The organism is Pelagibacterium sp. H642, from assembly GCF_031202855.1.
Classification (GTDB): domain Bacteria; phylum Pseudomonadota; class Alphaproteobacteria; order Rhizobiales; family Devosiaceae; genus Pelagibacterium.
Genome location: NZ_CP101829.1, coordinates 406,471 through 424,298, shown reverse-complemented (window position 1 = coordinate 424,298; position 17,828 = coordinate 406,471). Strand labels below are relative to the sequence as shown.

15 protein-coding genes are annotated in these 17,828 nt (G+C 62.6%); 1 reads left to right on the top strand and 14 read right to left on the bottom strand.

The annotated features are described in order from the left end of the window. Positions 1 to 150: 150 nt before the first annotated feature. The 3 genes from nadC to NO934_RS02150 all read right to left on the bottom strand — a co-directional run bounded on the left by nadC (position 151) and on the right by NO934_RS02150 (position 2,550). The gene (gene nadC, locus NO934_RS02160) at positions 151 to 1,014 is read right to left on the bottom strand and encodes a carboxylating nicotinate-nucleotide diphosphorylase (RefSeq protein WP_309161959.1); all 864 of its coding nucleotides are present in this window, start codon (positions 1,012 to 1,014) and stop codon (positions 151 to 153) included. After that, complete coding sequence (locus NO934_RS02155; RefSeq protein ID WP_309161958.1) at positions 1,011 to 2,171, bottom strand: alpha-hydroxy acid oxidase; 1,161 nt, start codon at positions 2,169 to 2,171, stop codon at positions 1,011 to 1,013. Before NO934_RS02155 ends, nadC begins: the two co-directional genes overlap by 4 nt. Before the next feature lie 232 nt (positions 2,172 to 2,403). Beyond that, entirely contained in the window at positions 2,404 to 2,550 is a 147-nt protein-coding gene (locus NO934_RS02150; RefSeq protein ID WP_309161957.1) for a hypothetical protein, read from the bottom strand. 205 nt (positions 2,551 to 2,755) lie between these two features. On the opposite strand from NO934_RS02150, the gene NO934_RS02145 reads away from it, so the two are divergent. Continuing rightward, positions 2,756 to 4,879: an EAL domain-containing protein gene (locus tag NO934_RS02145; protein WP_309161955.1), complete on the top strand. Its 2,124-nt coding sequence runs from the start codon at positions 2,756 to 2,758 to the stop codon at positions 4,877 to 4,879. Positions 4,880 to 5,341: 462 nt separating this feature from the next. On the opposite strand, the gene NO934_RS02140 is transcribed toward NO934_RS02145, so the two are convergent. From NO934_RS02140 to NO934_RS02090, 11 genes are all read right to left on the bottom strand, one after another. Then, a complete protein-coding gene (locus tag NO934_RS02140) occupies positions 5,342 to 6,607 on the bottom strand; it encodes an FAD-dependent oxidoreductase (RefSeq protein WP_309161954.1) in 1,266 nt (421 codons plus the stop codon). A gap of 17 nt (positions 6,608 to 6,624) precedes the next feature. Continuing rightward, positions 6,625 to 8,469 (bottom strand): extracellular solute-binding protein, encoded by a 1,845-nt coding sequence (locus NO934_RS02135; protein ID WP_309161953.1) that lies wholly within the window; start codon positions 8,467 to 8,469, stop codon positions 6,625 to 6,627. A 68-nt stretch (positions 8,470 to 8,537) separates the two neighbouring features. Next, positions 8,538 to 10,157, bottom strand: a complete 1,620-nt coding sequence (locus tag NO934_RS02130; RefSeq protein ID WP_309161952.1) for an ABC transporter ATP-binding protein — start codon at positions 10,155 to 10,157, stop codon at positions 8,538 to 8,540. A 4-nt stretch (positions 10,158 to 10,161) separates the two neighbouring features. Next, positions 10,162 to 11,256: an ABC transporter permease gene (locus NO934_RS02125; protein ID WP_309161951.1), complete on the bottom strand. Its 1,095-nt coding sequence runs from the start codon at positions 11,254 to 11,256 to the stop codon at positions 10,162 to 10,164. Positions 11,257 to 11,259: 3 nt separating this feature from the next. Further along, on the bottom strand, positions 11,260 to 12,381 hold the full coding sequence (locus NO934_RS02120) for a microcin C ABC transporter permease YejB (protein WP_309161950.1): 1,122 nt from the start codon (positions 12,379 to 12,381) through the stop codon (positions 11,260 to 11,262). 81 nt (positions 12,382 to 12,462) lie between these two features. Beyond that, on the bottom strand, positions 12,463 to 13,458 hold the full coding sequence (locus NO934_RS02115) for a YihY/virulence factor BrkB family protein (RefSeq protein ID WP_309161949.1): 996 nt from the start codon (positions 13,456 to 13,458) through the stop codon (positions 12,463 to 12,465). Positions 13,459 to 13,465: 7 nt separating this feature from the next. Further along, the gene (locus NO934_RS02110) at positions 13,466 to 14,500 is read right to left on the bottom strand and encodes a DUF3618 domain-containing protein (protein WP_309161948.1); all 1,035 of its coding nucleotides are present in this window, start codon (positions 14,498 to 14,500) and stop codon (positions 13,466 to 13,468) included. Beyond that, positions 14,500 to 14,925 (bottom strand): phage holin family protein, encoded by a 426-nt coding sequence (locus tag NO934_RS02105; protein ID WP_309161947.1) that lies wholly within the window; start codon positions 14,923 to 14,925, stop codon positions 14,500 to 14,502. Before NO934_RS02105 ends, NO934_RS02110 begins: the two co-directional genes overlap by 1 nt. Continuing rightward, positions 14,922 to 15,515, bottom strand: a complete 594-nt coding sequence (locus tag NO934_RS02100) for a nutrient deprivation-induced protein (protein ID WP_309161946.1) — start codon at positions 15,513 to 15,515, stop codon at positions 14,922 to 14,924. The genes NO934_RS02105 and NO934_RS02100 overlap by 4 nt, the downstream gene beginning before the upstream one ends. A 111-nt stretch (positions 15,516 to 15,626) precedes the next feature. After that, positions 15,627 to 16,262 (bottom strand): response regulator transcription factor, encoded by a 636-nt coding sequence (locus tag NO934_RS02095; protein WP_309161945.1) that lies wholly within the window; start codon positions 16,260 to 16,262, stop codon positions 15,627 to 15,629. Between the two features lies 1 nt (position 16,263). Beyond that, a complete protein-coding gene (locus NO934_RS02090) occupies positions 16,264 to 17,640 on the bottom strand; it encodes a cache domain-containing protein (protein WP_309161944.1) in 1,377 nt (458 codons plus the stop codon). Positions 17,641 to 17,828: the final 188 nt, after the last annotated feature.

The window sequence follows — 17,828 nt, the reverse complement described above, 5'->3', positions numbered from 1 at the left end:
ACGTTCATGTTCAAAACTGCAATATGCCTGACGAGAATATGGTGGGGCTATATATGACGCATCGTCATTTGCCAAGCCATAGGTCAGGGAGTCGCACCCGGAAGCGTCCGGGTACGATGGGACTGGTTACAGCGGGGTGAGGGAAGGCCGTTAAGAGATTGTTATATCCAGCCCCAGATCGAGTGGCGTTGCGGCCATGGTGATCCGGGAGGTGGAGATATAATCGATCCCCGTGCGGGCGATCGCAGCGATCCTCTCGAGCGTCACGTTGCCGGAGGCTTCCAGCTTGGCACGGCCCGCGGTGATCGCGACCGCCCGGGCCAGGGTGGGGGCGTCCATATTGTCCAGCAGCACCGCATCGGCCCCGGCCGCCAAAGCCTCTTCGAGCTGTTCGAGCGTATCGACCTCGACCTCGATGGCGATCAGATGTCCGGCAAAGGCACGCGCCGCCGCAATGGCCGCCGCGACCCCGCCGGCCACCGCGATATGGTTGTCCTTGATCAGGATGGCATCGTCCAGCCCGAAGCGGTGATTGTGCCCACCGCCGCATTTGACGGCGTATTTCTCCAGCGCCCGCAGCCCTGGCGTGGTCTTGCGCGTGCAGCAGATGTGGGTATCGGTGCCCTCGGTTTCGGCCACAAAGTGGGAGGTCAGTGTCGAAATCCCGCTCAGATGCGTCATGAAGTTGAGCGCCGTGCGCTCTGCGGCCAGCAGCATCCGTGCATTGCCGCGTACCTCAAGCACGTCGGTGCCTGCCTCGACCGTTGTGCCGTCGGAAACGTAGGCTTGCACCTCAAGTCCAGGGCCGATGAGCGAGAATGCCATTTTTGCGCAGTCGAGGCCGCAGATCACGCCGCCCTCGCGCGCATTGATCCGCGCCACTGCCGTCGCGCCGGGCGCGATGGTTGCCTGGCTGGTGATATCGCCCGCCTGTCCTAGATCTTCCTCGAAAGCCCGGCGCACGGCGGCTTCCACGATATGGCGGGGCAGGGCAGGGGAATAGCTGGCGCTCATGACTTGAAGACGTCCGGATTGACCAGGTTTTGCCGCCCGACATTGCGGATGTCCCGCTCGCCACAGAGCGCCATGGTGATGTCGAGTTCGTTGCGGATGATGTCGAGCGCCTGCTTGACGCCGGCTTCTCCACCCGCGCCGAGCCCATAAAGCCAGGGCCGCCCGATATAGACGCCCTTTGCGCCAAGGCAGAGCGCCCGCATCACGTCCTGACCCGAACGGATGCCGCCATCCATATGCACCTCGATCCTGTCGCCGACCGCTTCGACTATGCCCGGCAATGCCGAAATCGAGGAGGGCGCGCCGTCGAGCTGGCGCCCGCCATGGTTTGAAACGATAACGGCATCAGCACCCGATGCGGCGGCCATGCGCGCATCTTCGGCATCGAGAATGCCCTTGAGGATCAGTTTGCCGCCCCAGCGCTCCTTGATCCACTCGATATCGGACCAGTTGAGCCGAGGGTCGAACTGCTCGGCAGTCCAGGACGAGAGCGAGGAGAGATCGCCCACATTATCCGCATGTCCGACGATGTTGCGAAACGTATGCCGCCGGGTTCGAAGCATGGACATGCACCAGCGCGGACGGCTGGCAAGCTGGAGGAAGGTGTTGAAATTGATCCTGGGCGGAGCCGAAAGCCCGTTGCGCGCATCCTTGTGGCGCTGGCCGAGGATCTGCAGGTCCAGCGTCAGAACCAGCGCCGAGCATCCCGCCGCCTTGGCCCGGTCGATGAGGTTGTGCATGAATTTGCGGTCGCGCATCACATAGAGCTGGAACCAGAACGGTGCCCCGCCCGTGGCTTCGGCCACGTCTTCGATCGAGCAGATGCTCATTGTCGAAAGAGTGAACGGGATACCGAAGGCCCGCGCCGCCTTGGCTCCGAGCATCTCGCCATCGGCATGCTGCATGCCGCCAAAGCCGGTCGGCGCAATGGCGACAGGCATGGCAACCTCTTCCCCCGCCATGGTCGAGGCGAGGGAGCGGTTGGTCATGTCGACGGCGACACGCTGGCGGAACTTGATCTTCTGGAAGTCGCCTTCATTGGCGCGATAGGTGCTTTCCGTCCACGATCCCGAATCCGCATAGTCGAAAAACATGCGCGGTACGCGCCGCCTGGCGCGCGCCTTCAGATCATCGATCGTCTGTGCCGGAAATCCCATCGCCCTCTCCCGTTCGGTGCTTGCGCACTCAATAGCGGGACAGGGGAGCATCGAAAAGCACGTTTATGCCGCAGCGTCCGAATGAGCGGGGATTTAGAGCGTGTCCAGCAAAAGTGGAAACGGTTTTGCGGTTCGGACACGCGACAAAACAAAGACTTAGAGCATTGAAGCGATTCGGAGAAAAGCGGAAATGCTCTAGGTAAGGGCGCAGCGAAAATGCGTTGCGGCCCGCCTAATTGTTTTCGACCGACAAACCCTCTTCATTGAGCTCGATCTGCACGCCCTGCGGCTCGGTCTCCTGCTGATAGGCATAGATCGCAAAGCCCACGACGATAACGATCAACGCACCGATCACGAGATAGAGCGTGTTGCGGCTCATCGGAAATCTCCAAATCTGAAAAATCGGCGTCCCGTGCGGAAAGGGTTCTCCAAATGCCTCTACCGCACGTTTTGTTCCTACCTTTTATGTAACTCTATATGACTGCTTATTTGGAAATCAGCAAATCCACCGAAGCCGTTCACTGTTGTTTTAGGGGTCATCTCCATGATCTGCCGACGTTCGTTGGGGGCCGGAGAACGCTTAAATGCCGTCAGGCAAAGGAATGACCAATACGCATGCGGTGGATGCGGCCCTCGAGGCCATGCCCTACGGCCTGTGCGTCTGGAGCGAGGATCTGACGCTCCAGGTCTTCAATTCCCGCTATGCCTGGACATTCGGCCTGGCCTCCGACGCGCTCGCGGCGGGCATGAGCCTGCGCGAATGCTGCCGCGCCGTGATCGAGGCGGGCAATTACTTCGGCTACAGCGTCGATGAGCTTTACGAGGCGATGATCGGCCGCTTCGAGCGACAAAAGCGCCAGGAAGCGCCCACCCAATACGAGCAGTTCCTGCGCGACCGCAGTATCCGCACCACCTATACCAACCGCCCCGGCGTCGGGTGGCTCGTGACTCATGAAGATATCACCGACGCCAACGATCACCTGACCGCGCTATCCAAGCGCGAGGCCGACCTCGCCCGCCAGGCCATGCGCTTCGAAACCGCCGTCGACAACATGGCCCACGGCCTGTGCATGATCGACGCCGACCATAAGCTCGTGATCTGCAACGCCAATTACGCCAATCTTTACGAGCTGCCCGACCATTTGCAGCGTCCCGGCACGCTTTTGACCGACATTCTCGATTACCGCTTCGAAAACGGCATGCGCCCCAAGGAAGGCCCCATGGCGTTCCTGCATCGGCGTGTGCGCACGATTTCGGAAGGCAAGCGAAGCGTCGATATCTGCGAGTTCGAGAACGGTCAGGTGATCTCCGTCATCCACCAGCCCATGGAGGATGGCGGCTGGGTGGAAACCCATCAGGACATCACCGAGCAGCGTCGCTCCGAGGCCCGCATCCACCATCTGGCCCGCCACGACGCGCTGACCGACCTGCCCAACCGGACGCTGTTTGCCGAAGAGATGGCCATGGCCGAATCCCGCATCCGGCGCGGTGAGATGATGGCCGTGGTCTGCTTCGACCTCGACCACTTCAAGGTCATCAACGACACGCTGGGCCATGCCGTGGGTGACGCTCTTTTGCAGCAGGTGGCCGCGCGCATCAATTACGCCAAGCGCGAGCATGAATGCGCTGCCCGCCTGGGCGGCGACGAATTCGCCATTCTCGCCGGCCCGCTCAGGAGCCCCAGCGACGCCGCCGCGCTCGCCGAACGCCTGATCGCGACCATCAGCAAGCCCATGGAGATCGAAGGCCACCGCGTCATCATCGGCACATCGGTCGGCGTTGCCGTCGCGCCCACCGATGGCGAGGATGGCGAAACGCTGATGAAGAACGCCGACCTGGCGCTCTATCGCGCCAAGGGCGACGGACGCGGCAATTACCGCTTCTTCGAAAAGGGCATGGACGCCGCCATGCAGCGCCGCCGCGCCATCGAAAGCGGATTGAAGCTCGGGTTGATCCGGGACGAATTCAAGCTCGTCTTCCAGCCGCTCATGGAACTCGAGAGCAACCGCATTTCGTGCATGGAAGCCCTGTTGCGGTGGGAACATCCGGAGATGGGGTTCATCTCTCCGGTCGAATTCATCGCCGTCGCCGAGGAAATCGGCTTCATCGTGCAACTCGGCGAATGGGTGCTCCAGCAAGCCTGCCGCGTCGCCGCGACCTGGCCGTCAGACATCCGCGTGGCCGTCAATCTTTCCCCCGTCCAGTTTAAGAGCCGCCGGTTGCTCGAAAGCGTCGAACGGGCGCTGGACGAGGCCGGCCTGCCGGCCTCCCGGCTCGAACTCGAGATTACCGAATCCGTCCTGCTCAGCGATTCCGACCAGACACTGGAAACCCTCCATACCCTGCGCGCCATGGGCATCCGCATCTCCATGGACGATTTCGGCACCGGCTATTCCTCGCTCTCCTACCTGCGCGCCTTCCCCTTCGACAAGATCAAGATCGACCGCTCCTTTATCGAGGATGTGGGCTCCAAGGACGCCAATTTCGAGATCATCAAGGCCGTCATCGCGCTCGGCCGGAGCCTTGGCATGTCGACCACCGCCGAAGGCGTGGAGACTGAAGCCCAGCTCGACGCCGTGCGCGCCCATGGCTGCGACGAGATCCAGGGCTTCCTGTTCTCCCGCCCGCTGCCCGAAAAGGACGCGCTCGAACTGGTCACTCGCCTCTCACCCCGACCCGCAATCGGAGCACAGCGCAGCTACGCTTAGGGAAAGCCCGAACAACCGCTCCTCTCGTCGGGCTTGACCCGACAATCCGCAGCGCTGCCGGTGATGCGGGGTTGGATGATTTCTGCAAGCTCGTGGGGAGAAAGGGGGCGAATAACCTGCTGGTGGTTGTGCATGCCGCCACCTCAGCATCCGCCCCTTCGGGGCATCTCTCCCACCAGGGGAGAACGACAAACGCGAATGCAGTGCTTGTGCATGCCCCAGCGCTTCCTCAAGAGCCCCCTTCTCCCCTGGTGGGAGAAGGGATGGGGATGAGGGGGCTCAGCATATCATCAGGCACTGTGGTGGATGTTGAGGCTCAGCGCCTCCTCGTCCTACCATTCGCGCACCCGCCTCGCGGCGCTTGCCCGTTCTGCCCTTCTCCCCATGAGGGAGAAGGTGGGCCGGCGAAGCCGGGTCGGATGAGGGGTGCGCCGAGTTTCCGCATACGTCTCGACCAGAGGCTTAACCCCGCCCCGAATACGTCCCCACGAACCGGTCCATCGCGAACGGGGTAATGTCGATCGCCGGCTTTTCCCCCGTCATCGTCTGCGCCAGAAGATGTCCGGTCGCCGGCCCGAGGGTGAAGCCGTGATGGGCATGCCCGATCCCCACCCAAAGCCCGCGATGCCGGGGCGCCGGCCCGATGATCGGCATCATGTCGGGCGTGCAGGGGCGGGCGCCCTTCCAGGGGTGCGGGTCCAGCCGCTCGCCGAGCGGAAACAGCGCCCGCGCCGTCCTTTCGGCGCGGCCGAGCTGAATGGGCGTGGGTGCGGCGTCACGCAGCGCGAATTCGGCGCCCGTGGTCAGCCGGATGCCCTTTTCCATCGGCGCCAGGCAATAGCCAACCTCGGCATCGATCATCCAGTTGTTGAGCTTGGCATCCCCCTGGGCGCCGTAATGCATGTGATAGCCGCGCTTGACGAACAGCGGCAGCCGATAGCCGAGCGGGTCGAGAACCTCCGGCGCCCAGGGGCCGAGCGTGATCACCGCCTCGCGCGCCTTGTGGCGCGTGCCGCTCACCGAAGTCGACCAGCCTTCGCCGTCCTGCTCGAGCCCCTTGGCCTCTCCGGCGAGAAACTGTCCGCCCATGGATTTGTAGAGTTCGAAATATTTGGCCACCAGCGCGCCCGGATCGCGCACCGTCCAGGGATCGGTCCAGTGAATGGCCCCGGCCAGCTTTTCCTTGAGGTGGGGTTCGATCTGCGCGAACTCGGCACCATCCACGACCCGGTGGTTGATGCCATAGAGTTCGAGATCGGACTTGGCCTTGGCCGCTTCCTCCTTGAGCGCATGATCGGTCCGAAAGATCAGGAACCAGCCCTTCTTGACGATCAGATCCTCGGCTCCCGATGCGGCGATCAGGTCGGCGTGCTCCTCGATCGAGCGCCCGATCAGCGGCGCATAGCTCTTGACCACATGGGCATAGTGATTGGGAGAGGATTCCCACCAGTAGCGCAGCAGCGCCGGTGCGAAGCGGGGCAGGGCGAGCGGGTCGTAGCGGGCGGCGGTCGATAGGTGCAGTCCCACCTGCATCAAAGTTGCCAGGTCGCGCGGGAACGCATGCGGGCGCACCCCCTCGCGCTGGATGATGCCGGCATTGCCGAACGAGGTTTCCTTGCCCGGCTGGTTCTTGTCGATCAGCAACACGCTGCGTCCGCGCCGCAGCAGATGGATGGCCGTGGAAATGCCGACGATGCCTGCGCCGATGACCAGGACGTCCTGAGCCATGATATTCTGTCCTATCGTTAATTGCCGCCGGTGGCCGCCGCCTTTTCCTCGTCCCACCACCAGATGGAGGGGAACCCGATCTCGAATTCGGGTAGCGTCTCGGGTCGGCTGAACCGGTTCCAGCGGGCGGTCGGGTAGGCTCCCCGCGTATAGCTGGGCACGACGAAGTGATGAGCGAGCAGAACCCGGTCGAGCGCTCGTGTCGCCGCCACCAGATAATCGCGGTCGGGCGCCATGACGATCCTTTCGATCAGCGCATCGATACCCGGATCGGAAATGCCGGCATAATTGCTCGATCCTTCTTCATCGACCGAAGACGACCCCCAGAAGTAGCGCTGCTCGTTGCCGGGCGAGAGCGATTGGGTCCAGCCCTGATAAACCACGTCATAATCGAAAGAGCGCAAGCGATTGACGAACTGTACCGAGTCCACGCTGCGGACCGTCACATTGGCACCGATCCGATTGAGGTTCTGGGCCAGATGCAGGGCGATCGGTTCGATTGTCGGTCCATTGAGCATGATCTCGAAACCGAATTGCTGCCCGTTGGCATCGACAAGCTGGGTACCGTTGAGGGTGTAGCCGGCCTCACCGAACAGGCGCAGCGCCTCTTGCAGATTGGCACGGAGGGCATCCTCGCTCCCGCCCACGGGATTGGTGTATTCGCCCTCGAGCACCGAGGTTGGCACCAGATCACGCACTTCCTCTAAAATCTCGAGTTCCAGGCCCTGCGGCGGTCCGTCGGGCGCCGCCAGTTCCGTACCGTAGAAGAACGAGTCGATGCGCTGATACTGTTCGTAGAACATGGTGCGGTTGAGCTCTTCGAAATCGAAAGCGTAATTGATCGCTTGCCGCACCAGCGGATTTTCAAACTTGGGGTCGCGCAGGTTCATGATGAAGCCCACCATCAGACCGGCTGCGCGGTAGGGCTCTTCGAATTCCTCGCGCACGACGCGCCCGTCCTCGACGGCGGGAAAGTTGTATGCGGTGGCCCAGCGACGCGCCATGTTTTCGATCCACCAATCGAACTCATCGGCCTTGAAGGCCTCGAATGCCACGGTAAGGTCGCGGAAATACTCGAAACGGTACTCGTCGAAATTATGGGTTCCGATATTCACCGGCTCGTTGATGCCCCAATAGTCGGGATCGCGGGTGTAGGTCACCGTCCGGCCGGCATCGAAGCTCGTGAGTTCGTAAGGCCCCGAACCCATCGGCAATTCGAGCGTCGAGGCGCCGATGTCGCGCGGCTGGCCGTCGGCATTCTCGCCTTCCCACCAGTGCTGCGGCAACACCATGAGTTGGCCCATGATGTAGGGCAGTTCGCGATTGCCGGTTTCGGAAAAGGTGAACGTCACTTCGCCCTCGCCGGTAATCTGTGCGTCCTCGACCGGCGCGTAATACTCCGAATAGATCGGTGAAAGCTCCATCACCGTCTCGAAGCTCCACAACACGTCCTCGGCGGTCACCGGCTCGCCGTCCTGCCAGTGCGCGTCGGGATTGAGCCTGAAGGTAACCGAGGAGAAATCGTCGGGATAGCGAACCGCTTCGGCCAGAAGCCCGTAGCTCACCGAGGTTTCGTCTCCGCTCGGCGTCATCAGCGTTTCGTACACCAGCCCCAGCCCACCTGCGGCCTCTCCGAGCGGTAGCACCGGGTTGAAGGTGTCGAAACCGCCGAGCGCCGACATCCGCACCGTCCCGCCCTTGGGCGCGTCGGGATTGACGTAGTCGAACATTTCGAACCCTGCCGGATATTTCGGCTCGGCATCCAGCGCCAGCGCGTGCCGCCATTCCCCGTCCTGCCCAAGGGCCGGCGTTCCGGCCGCCACGACGATCGCAAAAGCTAAGGTCATGCTGAGCGTTTTCATTTGCGTCCATCCTACCGAGACGATGCCGAATGCTTTGATCTTAAATCGGTTTGCACCAGAGTGAACACCTAACTTTTGGTGTTCGCGGCCAGAGTTTCATCCAGCGCGGCGGCCAGGAGGGTTCGCGTATAATCTTCCCGCGGATGGGCAAAGACCGCTTCGGTCGCGCCGAATTCGACGATCCGCCCCTCGTGCATCACCGCCACCTCGTTGGCGATGGCCCGCACCACCTTGAGGTTATGGGAAATGAACACATAGGTGAGCCCGTGCCGGGTCTGCAAATCGCGCAGGAGTTTGACGATCTGGGCCTGCACGCTCATATCCAGCGCCGATGTGGGCTCGTCCAGGATCATGAATTTGGGTTCGAGCACCAGCGCCCGCGCGATCGCGATCCTCTGGCGCTGCCCGCCGGAAAATTCATGCGGATAACGATGTCGCGTCTCGGGGTCGAGCCCCACTTCGCCCAGCACCGCCTTCACGCGCTCGTTGCGTTCCTGCGCCGAAACGCGCGGAAAATGCACCGCCAGCCCCTCGGCAATAATGTCGCCCACGCTCATGCGCGGTGAAAGCGAACCATAGGGGTCCTGAAACACGACCTGCATGTCCGCCCGATGCTGGCGCATGGCGCGTGAGCGCTTGTCCTGGATGTCCTCGCCCAGAAAGACGATGCGGCCCTTTGAGGAGATCAGCCGCAACATGGCCAGGCCCAGGCTGGTCTTGCCCGATCCGGATTCGCCGACCACGCCCAGCGTCTGGCCCTCACGCACCACGAGATCCACGCCGTCCACGGCCTTGAAATGCCCGACCGTCCGCTTGAACAGGCCCCGCTTGATCGGAAACCAGACCTTGAGGTCATCGACCTCGATGATCGGTTTTGCTTCTATAGCCGGCGGCGGGGGCGGTTCCGCCAGCTCGCTCGAAAGCAGTTGGCGCGTATAGTCGTGCTGCGGATTGCCGAAGAGTTCGGCCGTCTCCGCCCGTTCGACGATTTCGCCGTCGCGCATCACGCAAACCTTATCGGCCATGCGCCGCACGATGCCCAGATCGTGGGTGATGAACAGCATGGCCATGCCCATCCGGCGCTGCACATCCTTGAGCAGATCGAGGATTTGCGCCTGCACGGTGACGTCCAGCGCCGTGGTCGGTTCGTCGGCAATCAGAAGATCGGGCTCGCATGCCAGCGCCATGGCGATCATCACTCTCTGGCGCTGCCCGCCCGAAAGCTGGTGCGGAAAAGCCTCGAGGCGCGACGCCGGATCGGGGATGCCCACGGCGTCGAGCAGTTCAAGCACCCGCCTGCGCGCCGCCGTCCGCCCCATGCCCAGATGCACCGAGAGCACCTCGCTCACCTGCTTTTCGATGGTGTGCAGCGGGTTGAGCGAGGTCATCGGCTCCTGAAAGATCATCGAAATGTCATTGCCCCGCACCTTGCGCAGCGTCTTGTCGTCCGCCCCGAGCAGGTCCTGCCCCTTGAACACGATCTCGCCCCGGCGATGGAACGCCGCCGGATGGGACAGGAGCCTGAGCACCGAAAGCGCGGTCACCGATTTGCCCGACCCCGACTCCCCCACCAAAGCCAGCGTCTCGCCCGGCGCGATATCGAAGCTCACTCCCCTCACGGTATCGATCTCCCGGTCCTCCAGCCGGAAAGTAATATCGAGATCGCGGACGGAGAGGAGAGAGGTCATCACTTTATCCGAACGTCTTGCGCGGGTCGAAAGCATCGCGCACCGCCTCGCCGGCAAAGACCAGAAGGCTCAGCATCACCGAGATCACCGCAAAGCCGGTGAACCCCAGCCAGGGCGCCTGAAGATTGTTCTTGCCCTGCGCCAGCAATTCCCCCAGCGAGGGCGAGCCCGGCGGCATGCCGAAGCCGAGGAAATCGAGCGAGGTGAGCGTCGTGATCGAGCCGCCCAGGATGAAAGGCATGAAGGTGATCGTCGCGACCATCGCGTTGGGCAAGAGGTGCCGGAACATGATCGTCCAGTTCCCCACCCCCAGCGCCCGTGCCGCGTTCACATATTCGAAGTTCCGTCCGCGCAGGAACTCGGCGCGCACCACGCCCACCAGCGCCACCCAGGAAAACAGCAGCAGAATGATCAGCAGCACCCAGAAACTGGGCGCCAGAATGCTCGATATGATCAGCAGCAGGTAGAGGGTGGGGATCGAGGTCCAGATTTCGATGAAGCGCTGGAAGATGAGGTCTGTCCAACCGCCGAAATACCCCTGCACGGCGCCCGCCACCACCCCGATCACCGAGGAAAGAACGGTCAGCGTCAGCCCGAACAACACCGAGATGCGGAACCCATAGATCAACCGCGCAAGGACGTCGCGCCCCTGATCGTCCGTCCCCAGGACATGCATATTGCCCAGAACGCATCCGGGATCGTCCACCCCTTGCGGATAGCGGGCGCAATTTTCCTCCGCGCTCATCAGCCAACTTGGCGGAGTGGGCGCGGGTCCGGGTAGCAGCGTGTCGACACTCTGGTGCGAAAAACGGAACAGAGGCCACACGATCCAGCCATTGTCCTCGATTTCGTTCTGGATGAAAGAGGAGCGATATTGCGTCACCGCAAGGAAGCCGCCGAATTTGGTCTCCGGATAATCCACCACCACCGGAAACAGCAATTCGCCCTTGTAATAGGCGATGAGCGGCCGGTCATTGCTGATCGCCTCGGCGAATAGCGTCACGATGAACAGCGCCACAAAAATCCAGAACGCGACATAGCCGCGCCTGTTGCGCTTGAACGTGGCCAGCCTGCGCCGGTTGATCGCCGAAAGCGCCACCCCTCAGACCTCCCGCGTCTCGAAATCGATCCGCGGATCGATCCACATATAGGTGAGGTCCGAGATCAGCCCCAGGATCAGCCCCACCAGCGAGAAGATGTAGAGGGTGGCAAAGATCACCGGATAATCGCGGTTGAGCACCGACTGGAAGCCGAGCAGCCCCAACCCGTCGAGCGAGAAAATCGTCTCGATCAACAGAGATCCGCCGAAGAACGCCCCAATGAATGCGCCGGGAAATCCGGCGATCACGATCAGCATGGCGTTGCGGAACACGTGCCCGTAGAGCACCCGGTTCTCGGTCAGCCCCTTGGCCCGCGCCGTGGTCACATATTGCTTGCGGATTTCATCGAGGAACGAGTTCTTGACCAGCAGCGTCGAGGTCGCGAACGCCCCGATCGCCATCGCCGCGATCGGCAACGCCAGGTGCCAGGCATAATCGAGTATCTGGCTGTACCACGGCATGGACGCGAAATTGGCCGATGTCAGCCCGCGCAGCGGAAAGATCGACCAGAAGCTCCCGCCCGCAAACAGCACGATCAGCAAAATGGCAAACAGGAACCCGGGGATGGCATAGCCGATGATCACCACGCCCGAAGTCCAGATATCGAACCGCGTCCCATCGCGCACCGCCTTGGCGATCCCCAGCGGAATCGAGATGCCGTAGGAGATCAGCAGCATCCAAAAGCCCAGCGAAATCGAAACCGGCATCTTCTCGATGATCAGATCGATCACCGAGATGTCGCGGTAGTACGATTCCCCGAAATCGAAGCGCAGAAAGTCCCAGATCATCGAGAAGAACCGCTCGAGCGGCGGCTTATCGAAACCGTATTGCTCCTCGAGCTGCGCGATGAAGGCGGGCGAGAGCCCGCGCGCGCCGCGATAGGCGCCCTGTTGGCCGCCAGAGCCTTCGGCCGCCGTCGCATCGACGGTACCTTGCCCGGCGAAATCGCCCTCGGCAGCACCCGTCACCCGCGAAAGCGCCGAGACCTCCATCCCCGAATAGCGCGCGATCGCCTGCTCCACGGGCCCGCCCGGTGCGAACTGGATGACGAGGAACGACACCACCATGATCCCGAACACGGTCGGGATCATCAACAGCAGGCGTCGCAGGATATAGGCCGCCATCGAGGCTCCGGCAGGTTACGCGAGTCACTAAGCTGTCAGCATGGCGGCTTTGTCACAAACGGCAAGGGGGTTTGTTGGCCTTCACCCTATCGTGTCGGCCACATAGGCGCCGCGCTCGCCCATGGGGCGTTCTTCGCCGGTTGTGGTGTCGCGGGCGGTCTGGTGCTCGAGTTCCGAATTGAGTTCGGCGCCCATGATGACGAGCGTGATCGAAATCCACATCCAGGTCAGAAACCCGATCAGCGCCCCCAGCGAGCCATAGGTCGCGTTGTAATTGCCGAAATTGGCCACGTAGAACGAAAAGATGAGCGAGGCGACGATCATCAGCAAGACCGCAGCCGCCGCGCCGGGCGTGATCCAGCGCCAGCGCGCCTGCTGCCGTGCCGGCCCCCAGCGGTAGAGCGCGGCGAGCCCCACCACCAGGACCGCGACCAAAAGAACGTAGCTCAGGATCCGCACCAGCCAGCTCACCGCCGGTCCGATCGGCAGTATGGCGACGAGCGCCGGCATGACGATAACCGCCGCCAGCGATAGCGCCGCCGCAACCGCCATGCCGAGGGTGAACGCCAGCCCCAGCGCGCTGATCTTGATGAAGCCGCGATCCTCGTCCTCTTCATAGGCGATGTTCATGGCTTCGAACATTGCCTTGATCCCCGCGCTCGCGCTCCATAGCGCGATGGCCAGCGAGATCGCCAGCGTCCAGCCCAGCGCCGTGTTGCCTTCGCTGACCAGCCGTTGCAATTGCTCGCGTAAAATGTCGAGCCCGCCGGCCGGCACGATGCCTTCGAGCAGGCTGATGTGATCAAGAACCGTGCTTTGGTCGGCAAAAAGGCCGTATATGGCGACGAAGGCCGTGAGCGCCGGCACCAGTGCCAGCAAAAGGTAGAAGGTCACGCCCGCCGCGATCAGCATGACCCGGTCGCGCCCGATATCGGCGAATACGCGGCCAAGGAGTTCCCGCCAGGCTCGCGGGGGCAAGGCGTTAGGAGCATCCGCCTCGCGCCCGCGGCCCTTTTGTCGGGCAGCGCCCAGATCGGCTGGTGTGGTCGACGCCGTTCCGTTGCTCTGCCCGCTCATGGCGCTCTCAGTGATGGGTTATCTTGTCCGCTTCGGCCTTGGCGGTGTCGGCTGCGCCGCGCGCCGCGTCCTTGGCGTCGCCATAGGCGCGTCCGGCCACTTCCCGCGCCTGCTCGTGCAGGTGTGCGGCTTCCTCGCGGCCACGGTCGTAGAGATGCTCGGCCTCGTGTGCCGCGCGATCCTTGACCGAGTCCGCCGCCTCGCCGAACATCTCGTCTTCCTGCCGCGTATGGGGCAGGGCACCGCCGAACAATGCGCCGATGGCAAAGGCTATCGCTCCGCTGACCAGCGGTTGCTCGTGGATGAAATCGTCGGCCATGTGAGCGGCATGGCTGCCTTGCCGGCGCAGGCTGTCGCCGGCGTGCTGGGCCTGGGCACCCATCCGGTCGGCGCCGTGACGCATCCGCTCGCCGAGCCGGGAAGCGTTTTCACCCGCCTTGCGCCAGGTGTGAGACGCCCAGCCGCTCGCCTGATGCATGCGGTTGCCCGCTTCGTCGCGGAAGTCGCTGACCCGATGCCCGGCTTCATCGATGAAGCCACGGAACATGCGTCCTGACTCATCGACGAAATGGCCGGCCCTGTGGCCCGCATCGCTGGTCAGCGCCTTGAACTTGCGTCCGGCATCGTCGGTGAACTCGCTGTGCCGTCCTTCATCGCTCTCGATGACGCCCACGCGCTGCAGCGTGCGGCCCTGGATCGTGGCGACGGGGTAGTCCTCCTCGTCCACTTCGTAACGTCCGTACATCGCGTCGGCGTCGTACCCGTCTTCGTAGTGCTCACGGCGGGGCATGTTCGATTGCACCGCCAGCCAGGCAAGGCTCATGCCCATCAGGGCGACAGGAAGAGGATTGTTGACGACGCTGCGGCCCAGGTTGCGGGTGAAATCGGCGCCCGGACCTTCACGCGTGAAGCGGAGCGCTTCGTCCACCAGTTGGCCGGGGGACAGGCGAGAGGTGATCTGGTCGACCCGCTGTTCGATGCGCGCGCGGCGCGCTTCGATCTCGCGTTCGATTTCGTCGGATGACTTGTGATGGCGCGCCATTAGAGCCTCTCCTTTACGACATTGGCATCTTCAGACAGCGAATGGGCGGTCCGCTCCAGCTTGAAATTGGAGGTTTTGAGCCGCTTGACGCCCGAGGAAATCATCATCCAGCCGATCAGCCCCACGATGAGGGCGACGACGACGGCGGAGATGATGTTTGCGGTCATCTCGTCCATGCCCATGTTCACCAGCAGGGCGGTGCCCAGGGCGACGATTGCGGCCAGCAAGACGCCCAGCGCGCCGATCGCCAGTATGGCGCCGATGACCAACATCTGGCCGCCATGCACCGCGCTTTCCATGCGCTCGCTGGCCTCGGTCTTGGCCAGTTCGATCTCCTGGCGGAACAGTGTCGAAACGTCCGAAACCAGGCCCTTGACCATGCTCGCCAGGGTGCGGGTTTCGCTGTGTTCTCCAGCATGGCTCATGATTGTTCTCCGTCGTTCGATCCACTGGAACGGGTGGTGCCATAGCCCTGTCCGTTCCCGTAATAGGGGTCGCCGCGATAGGCGCTGCCCGAATATTGGGAGGGACGCCGGCGGCTGGACGAGGCGGAGAGGAACCGGCTGGCCGCGAAACCCAAAAGCGCGGCGGTGGCTAGGAACGCGCCGGGACGCTGCCGTCCGAACTGCTCCACATCGCCCACGATTTCATTGAGACTGCTGTGGCGGGCTCTGTCGGCGAACCCTTCGATGCGTTGGGCGATGTCGCCCGCATACCGGCCGGCCCAGGGCTGTTCGCCCGAACGCATCTCGTTGCCAACCCGCTCGAAGACCGACGCTATGCCCGAAAGCTGGTCGGCGGCGTAGTTCTTCTGCCCTTCGGCATAGCTGCCCGCCTCGTGCCGCATATGCTCGAATTCGGATTTGGCTTCGCGCTTGACCGTTTCAAAATCCTTGCGCGCCCGGTCCTTGATCTCGCTGAAATCCTCGCGCGCCGTCTGCTTGATCGTCTCGGCGTCCTTGCGGATCGCGTCGGTGGCGGGACCGTCGCCATTGGGGGCTGTTGGGTTTGCCATCCTCGATCTCCCGTGTTGCTCGGTGATGAGGGGCTAATTCGCTCTCGCCCGGAGTGTTCCAAAACGTGCTTGCGGAAGCATTTTGGAATGTCAGGTGTTTAGGGCAGGGCCTCAGTTCCCGATGAGGCCATTTTCAATGGCATAGCGCGTGAGCCCTGCCGTCGTGGCGATGCCGAGCTTTTTCTTGATGTTCTTGCGGTGGGTTTCCACCGTCCGTGCCGAGATGTCGAGAGTGGCCGCCACGTCCTTGTTCGATTTTCCCGCCGCGATCAGCAGCAGGATCGCCTGCTCGCGCGTGGTCAGCGCCTTGGCCTTGCTGCGCTGGGCATTGCGTTCGAGCAGCACGTCGGACACTCCGGTCGAAAAGAACGTTCCCCCCGCCGCGACGGTCTCGATGGCCTCGATGATCTCCTCGGTTGAGACGTCCTTGAGGATATAGCCCGACGCTCCGTACATCACCGATGTCGAGATGTATTCGCGGCTGTCGTGCATCGAGAGCATCAAAAGCTTGATCGCGGACGATTGCTCCTTGAACAGCTCGATGGCATCGAGCCCGTTCAGTTCAGGCATGTTGATATCCATCAGCACCACGTCCGGCTCGGCGGTCCTGGCGATTTCCAGTGCCGCCCGTGCCGATGGCGCGGCGCCGACCACGTCGATGTGGTCGTAGGTTTCAAGGATCGCCTTGAGCCCGTCGAGCACCAGCGGATGGTTGTCGACCAGCAGCACCTTGATGGGAGCGTCCATGCTATGCCACCTCCGCCAGCCTGGGTTGACGTATGAAGACCGATTTGGGCAGCAGCGCGCGCAGCGTCGTTCCGCTGGGCGAGGTTTCCACCAGCATGCTGCCGCCGAAATGGGCCATGCGCTCCTGCATGTTGCGCAGGCCCAATCCGCTCTTGCGGTCGTTGTCGCTCGAAAAGCCCTTGCCATTGTCGGTAATCACCATCTGCACCCGCCCATGCGGGCTGGACAGCGCAATGGTGACTTCGGTGGCTGCGGCATGGCGGTCGATATTGTTGAGAGCTTCCTGGGCCACCCGATAAAGCGCCGTGCGCGCTTCGGGCAGCAGCATGTTCTTGAAGGCGACCGCCTCGAGCGAAACCTTTATGCCGGTGCGCTCGGCGAAGTTGTGGATCAGCGCCTCGAGCGCCGCCGAAAGTCCCAGATCGTCCAGCGCGCCTGGGCGCAGGTCGTGGGAGAGGCGTCTCACCTCCTTGATCGCCCCGTTGAGCGCGTCGGCGCCTTTTCCAATCGCCTCGGGCGCGCCCTCGGCCCCGCTTTCCACCTTGCGCCGCGCCAGGTCGATCGCATAGCGCACCCCGATCAGGATTTGCGAAATCCCGTCATGGAGTTCTCGCGCGATGCGGGTGCGCTCCTCTTCCTGGGTGTCGATCACGCGCTGGGTCAGCTCCTTGAGCTTGTGGTCGGCCATCCGCCGCTCATGCAGGTTGAGGCCCATCAGCCAGGCAAAGACCAAAAGCACCGCCGGCACCGCGATCAGAACCACGGTCAGAAAGGTCGAATTGATGGTCTTGCGCAGATCCTCATGCGCGGCGGCGGTTTGCGCGTAGACGTCGTCGAGATAGACGCCGGTGCCCAGCATCCATTCCCATTTGTCCAGTCCCACGGCGAAAGAGACCTTCTCGGCCATCACCCCGGCGGAGGGCTTTTCCCATAGATATTGATGCAGCCCGCCGCCTTCCTTGGCCTTTTCGATGAGGTTGTAGATCACCCTGTCGCCATTGGGGTCGTAGAGGTCGAGCCAGTTCTGCCCCGGCCGGTAGGTCTGGCGCGGATGGACGACATTCACCCCGTCATAGTCATAGACGAAGAAATACCCGTCCTCGCCATAGTCGAGCGCGTTGAGAATGGCTTTGACCTGCTCCTTGGCCTCTTCGTCCTCGGGGCCCGCATTGGCATAGATGCCGTCGATGGCCGAGAGCGCGAGATTGGTGAGGTTCAGCAACTCGTCCTGCTTGGCCTGCAGCATGTTGCGCTCGAACGTGTCGATGCTGGCCCGCGCCAGATTGGTCGATTGCCAGGTGATGAGCCATGTCACCGCAACGATCGCCAGGATCAGCGGCACGGTGGCGAGCGCCAGAATCTGATGCCTCAACTGCATGGGCTAAAGCCCTCCTCCTCAACGACTTTTACCAGCCGCGCACCGGCTGCAACCGCGCCAGCAGCCAACCCAATACCATTTCCTGCGTAATAGTGGGTAGTGTTTGGCGATAAAGCCTGTAACCATGGAAAGCGGGGCCTCGACGGAGGCGGGCAAATACGGTCTGTTTTGCTCGCGCTTCGACGATG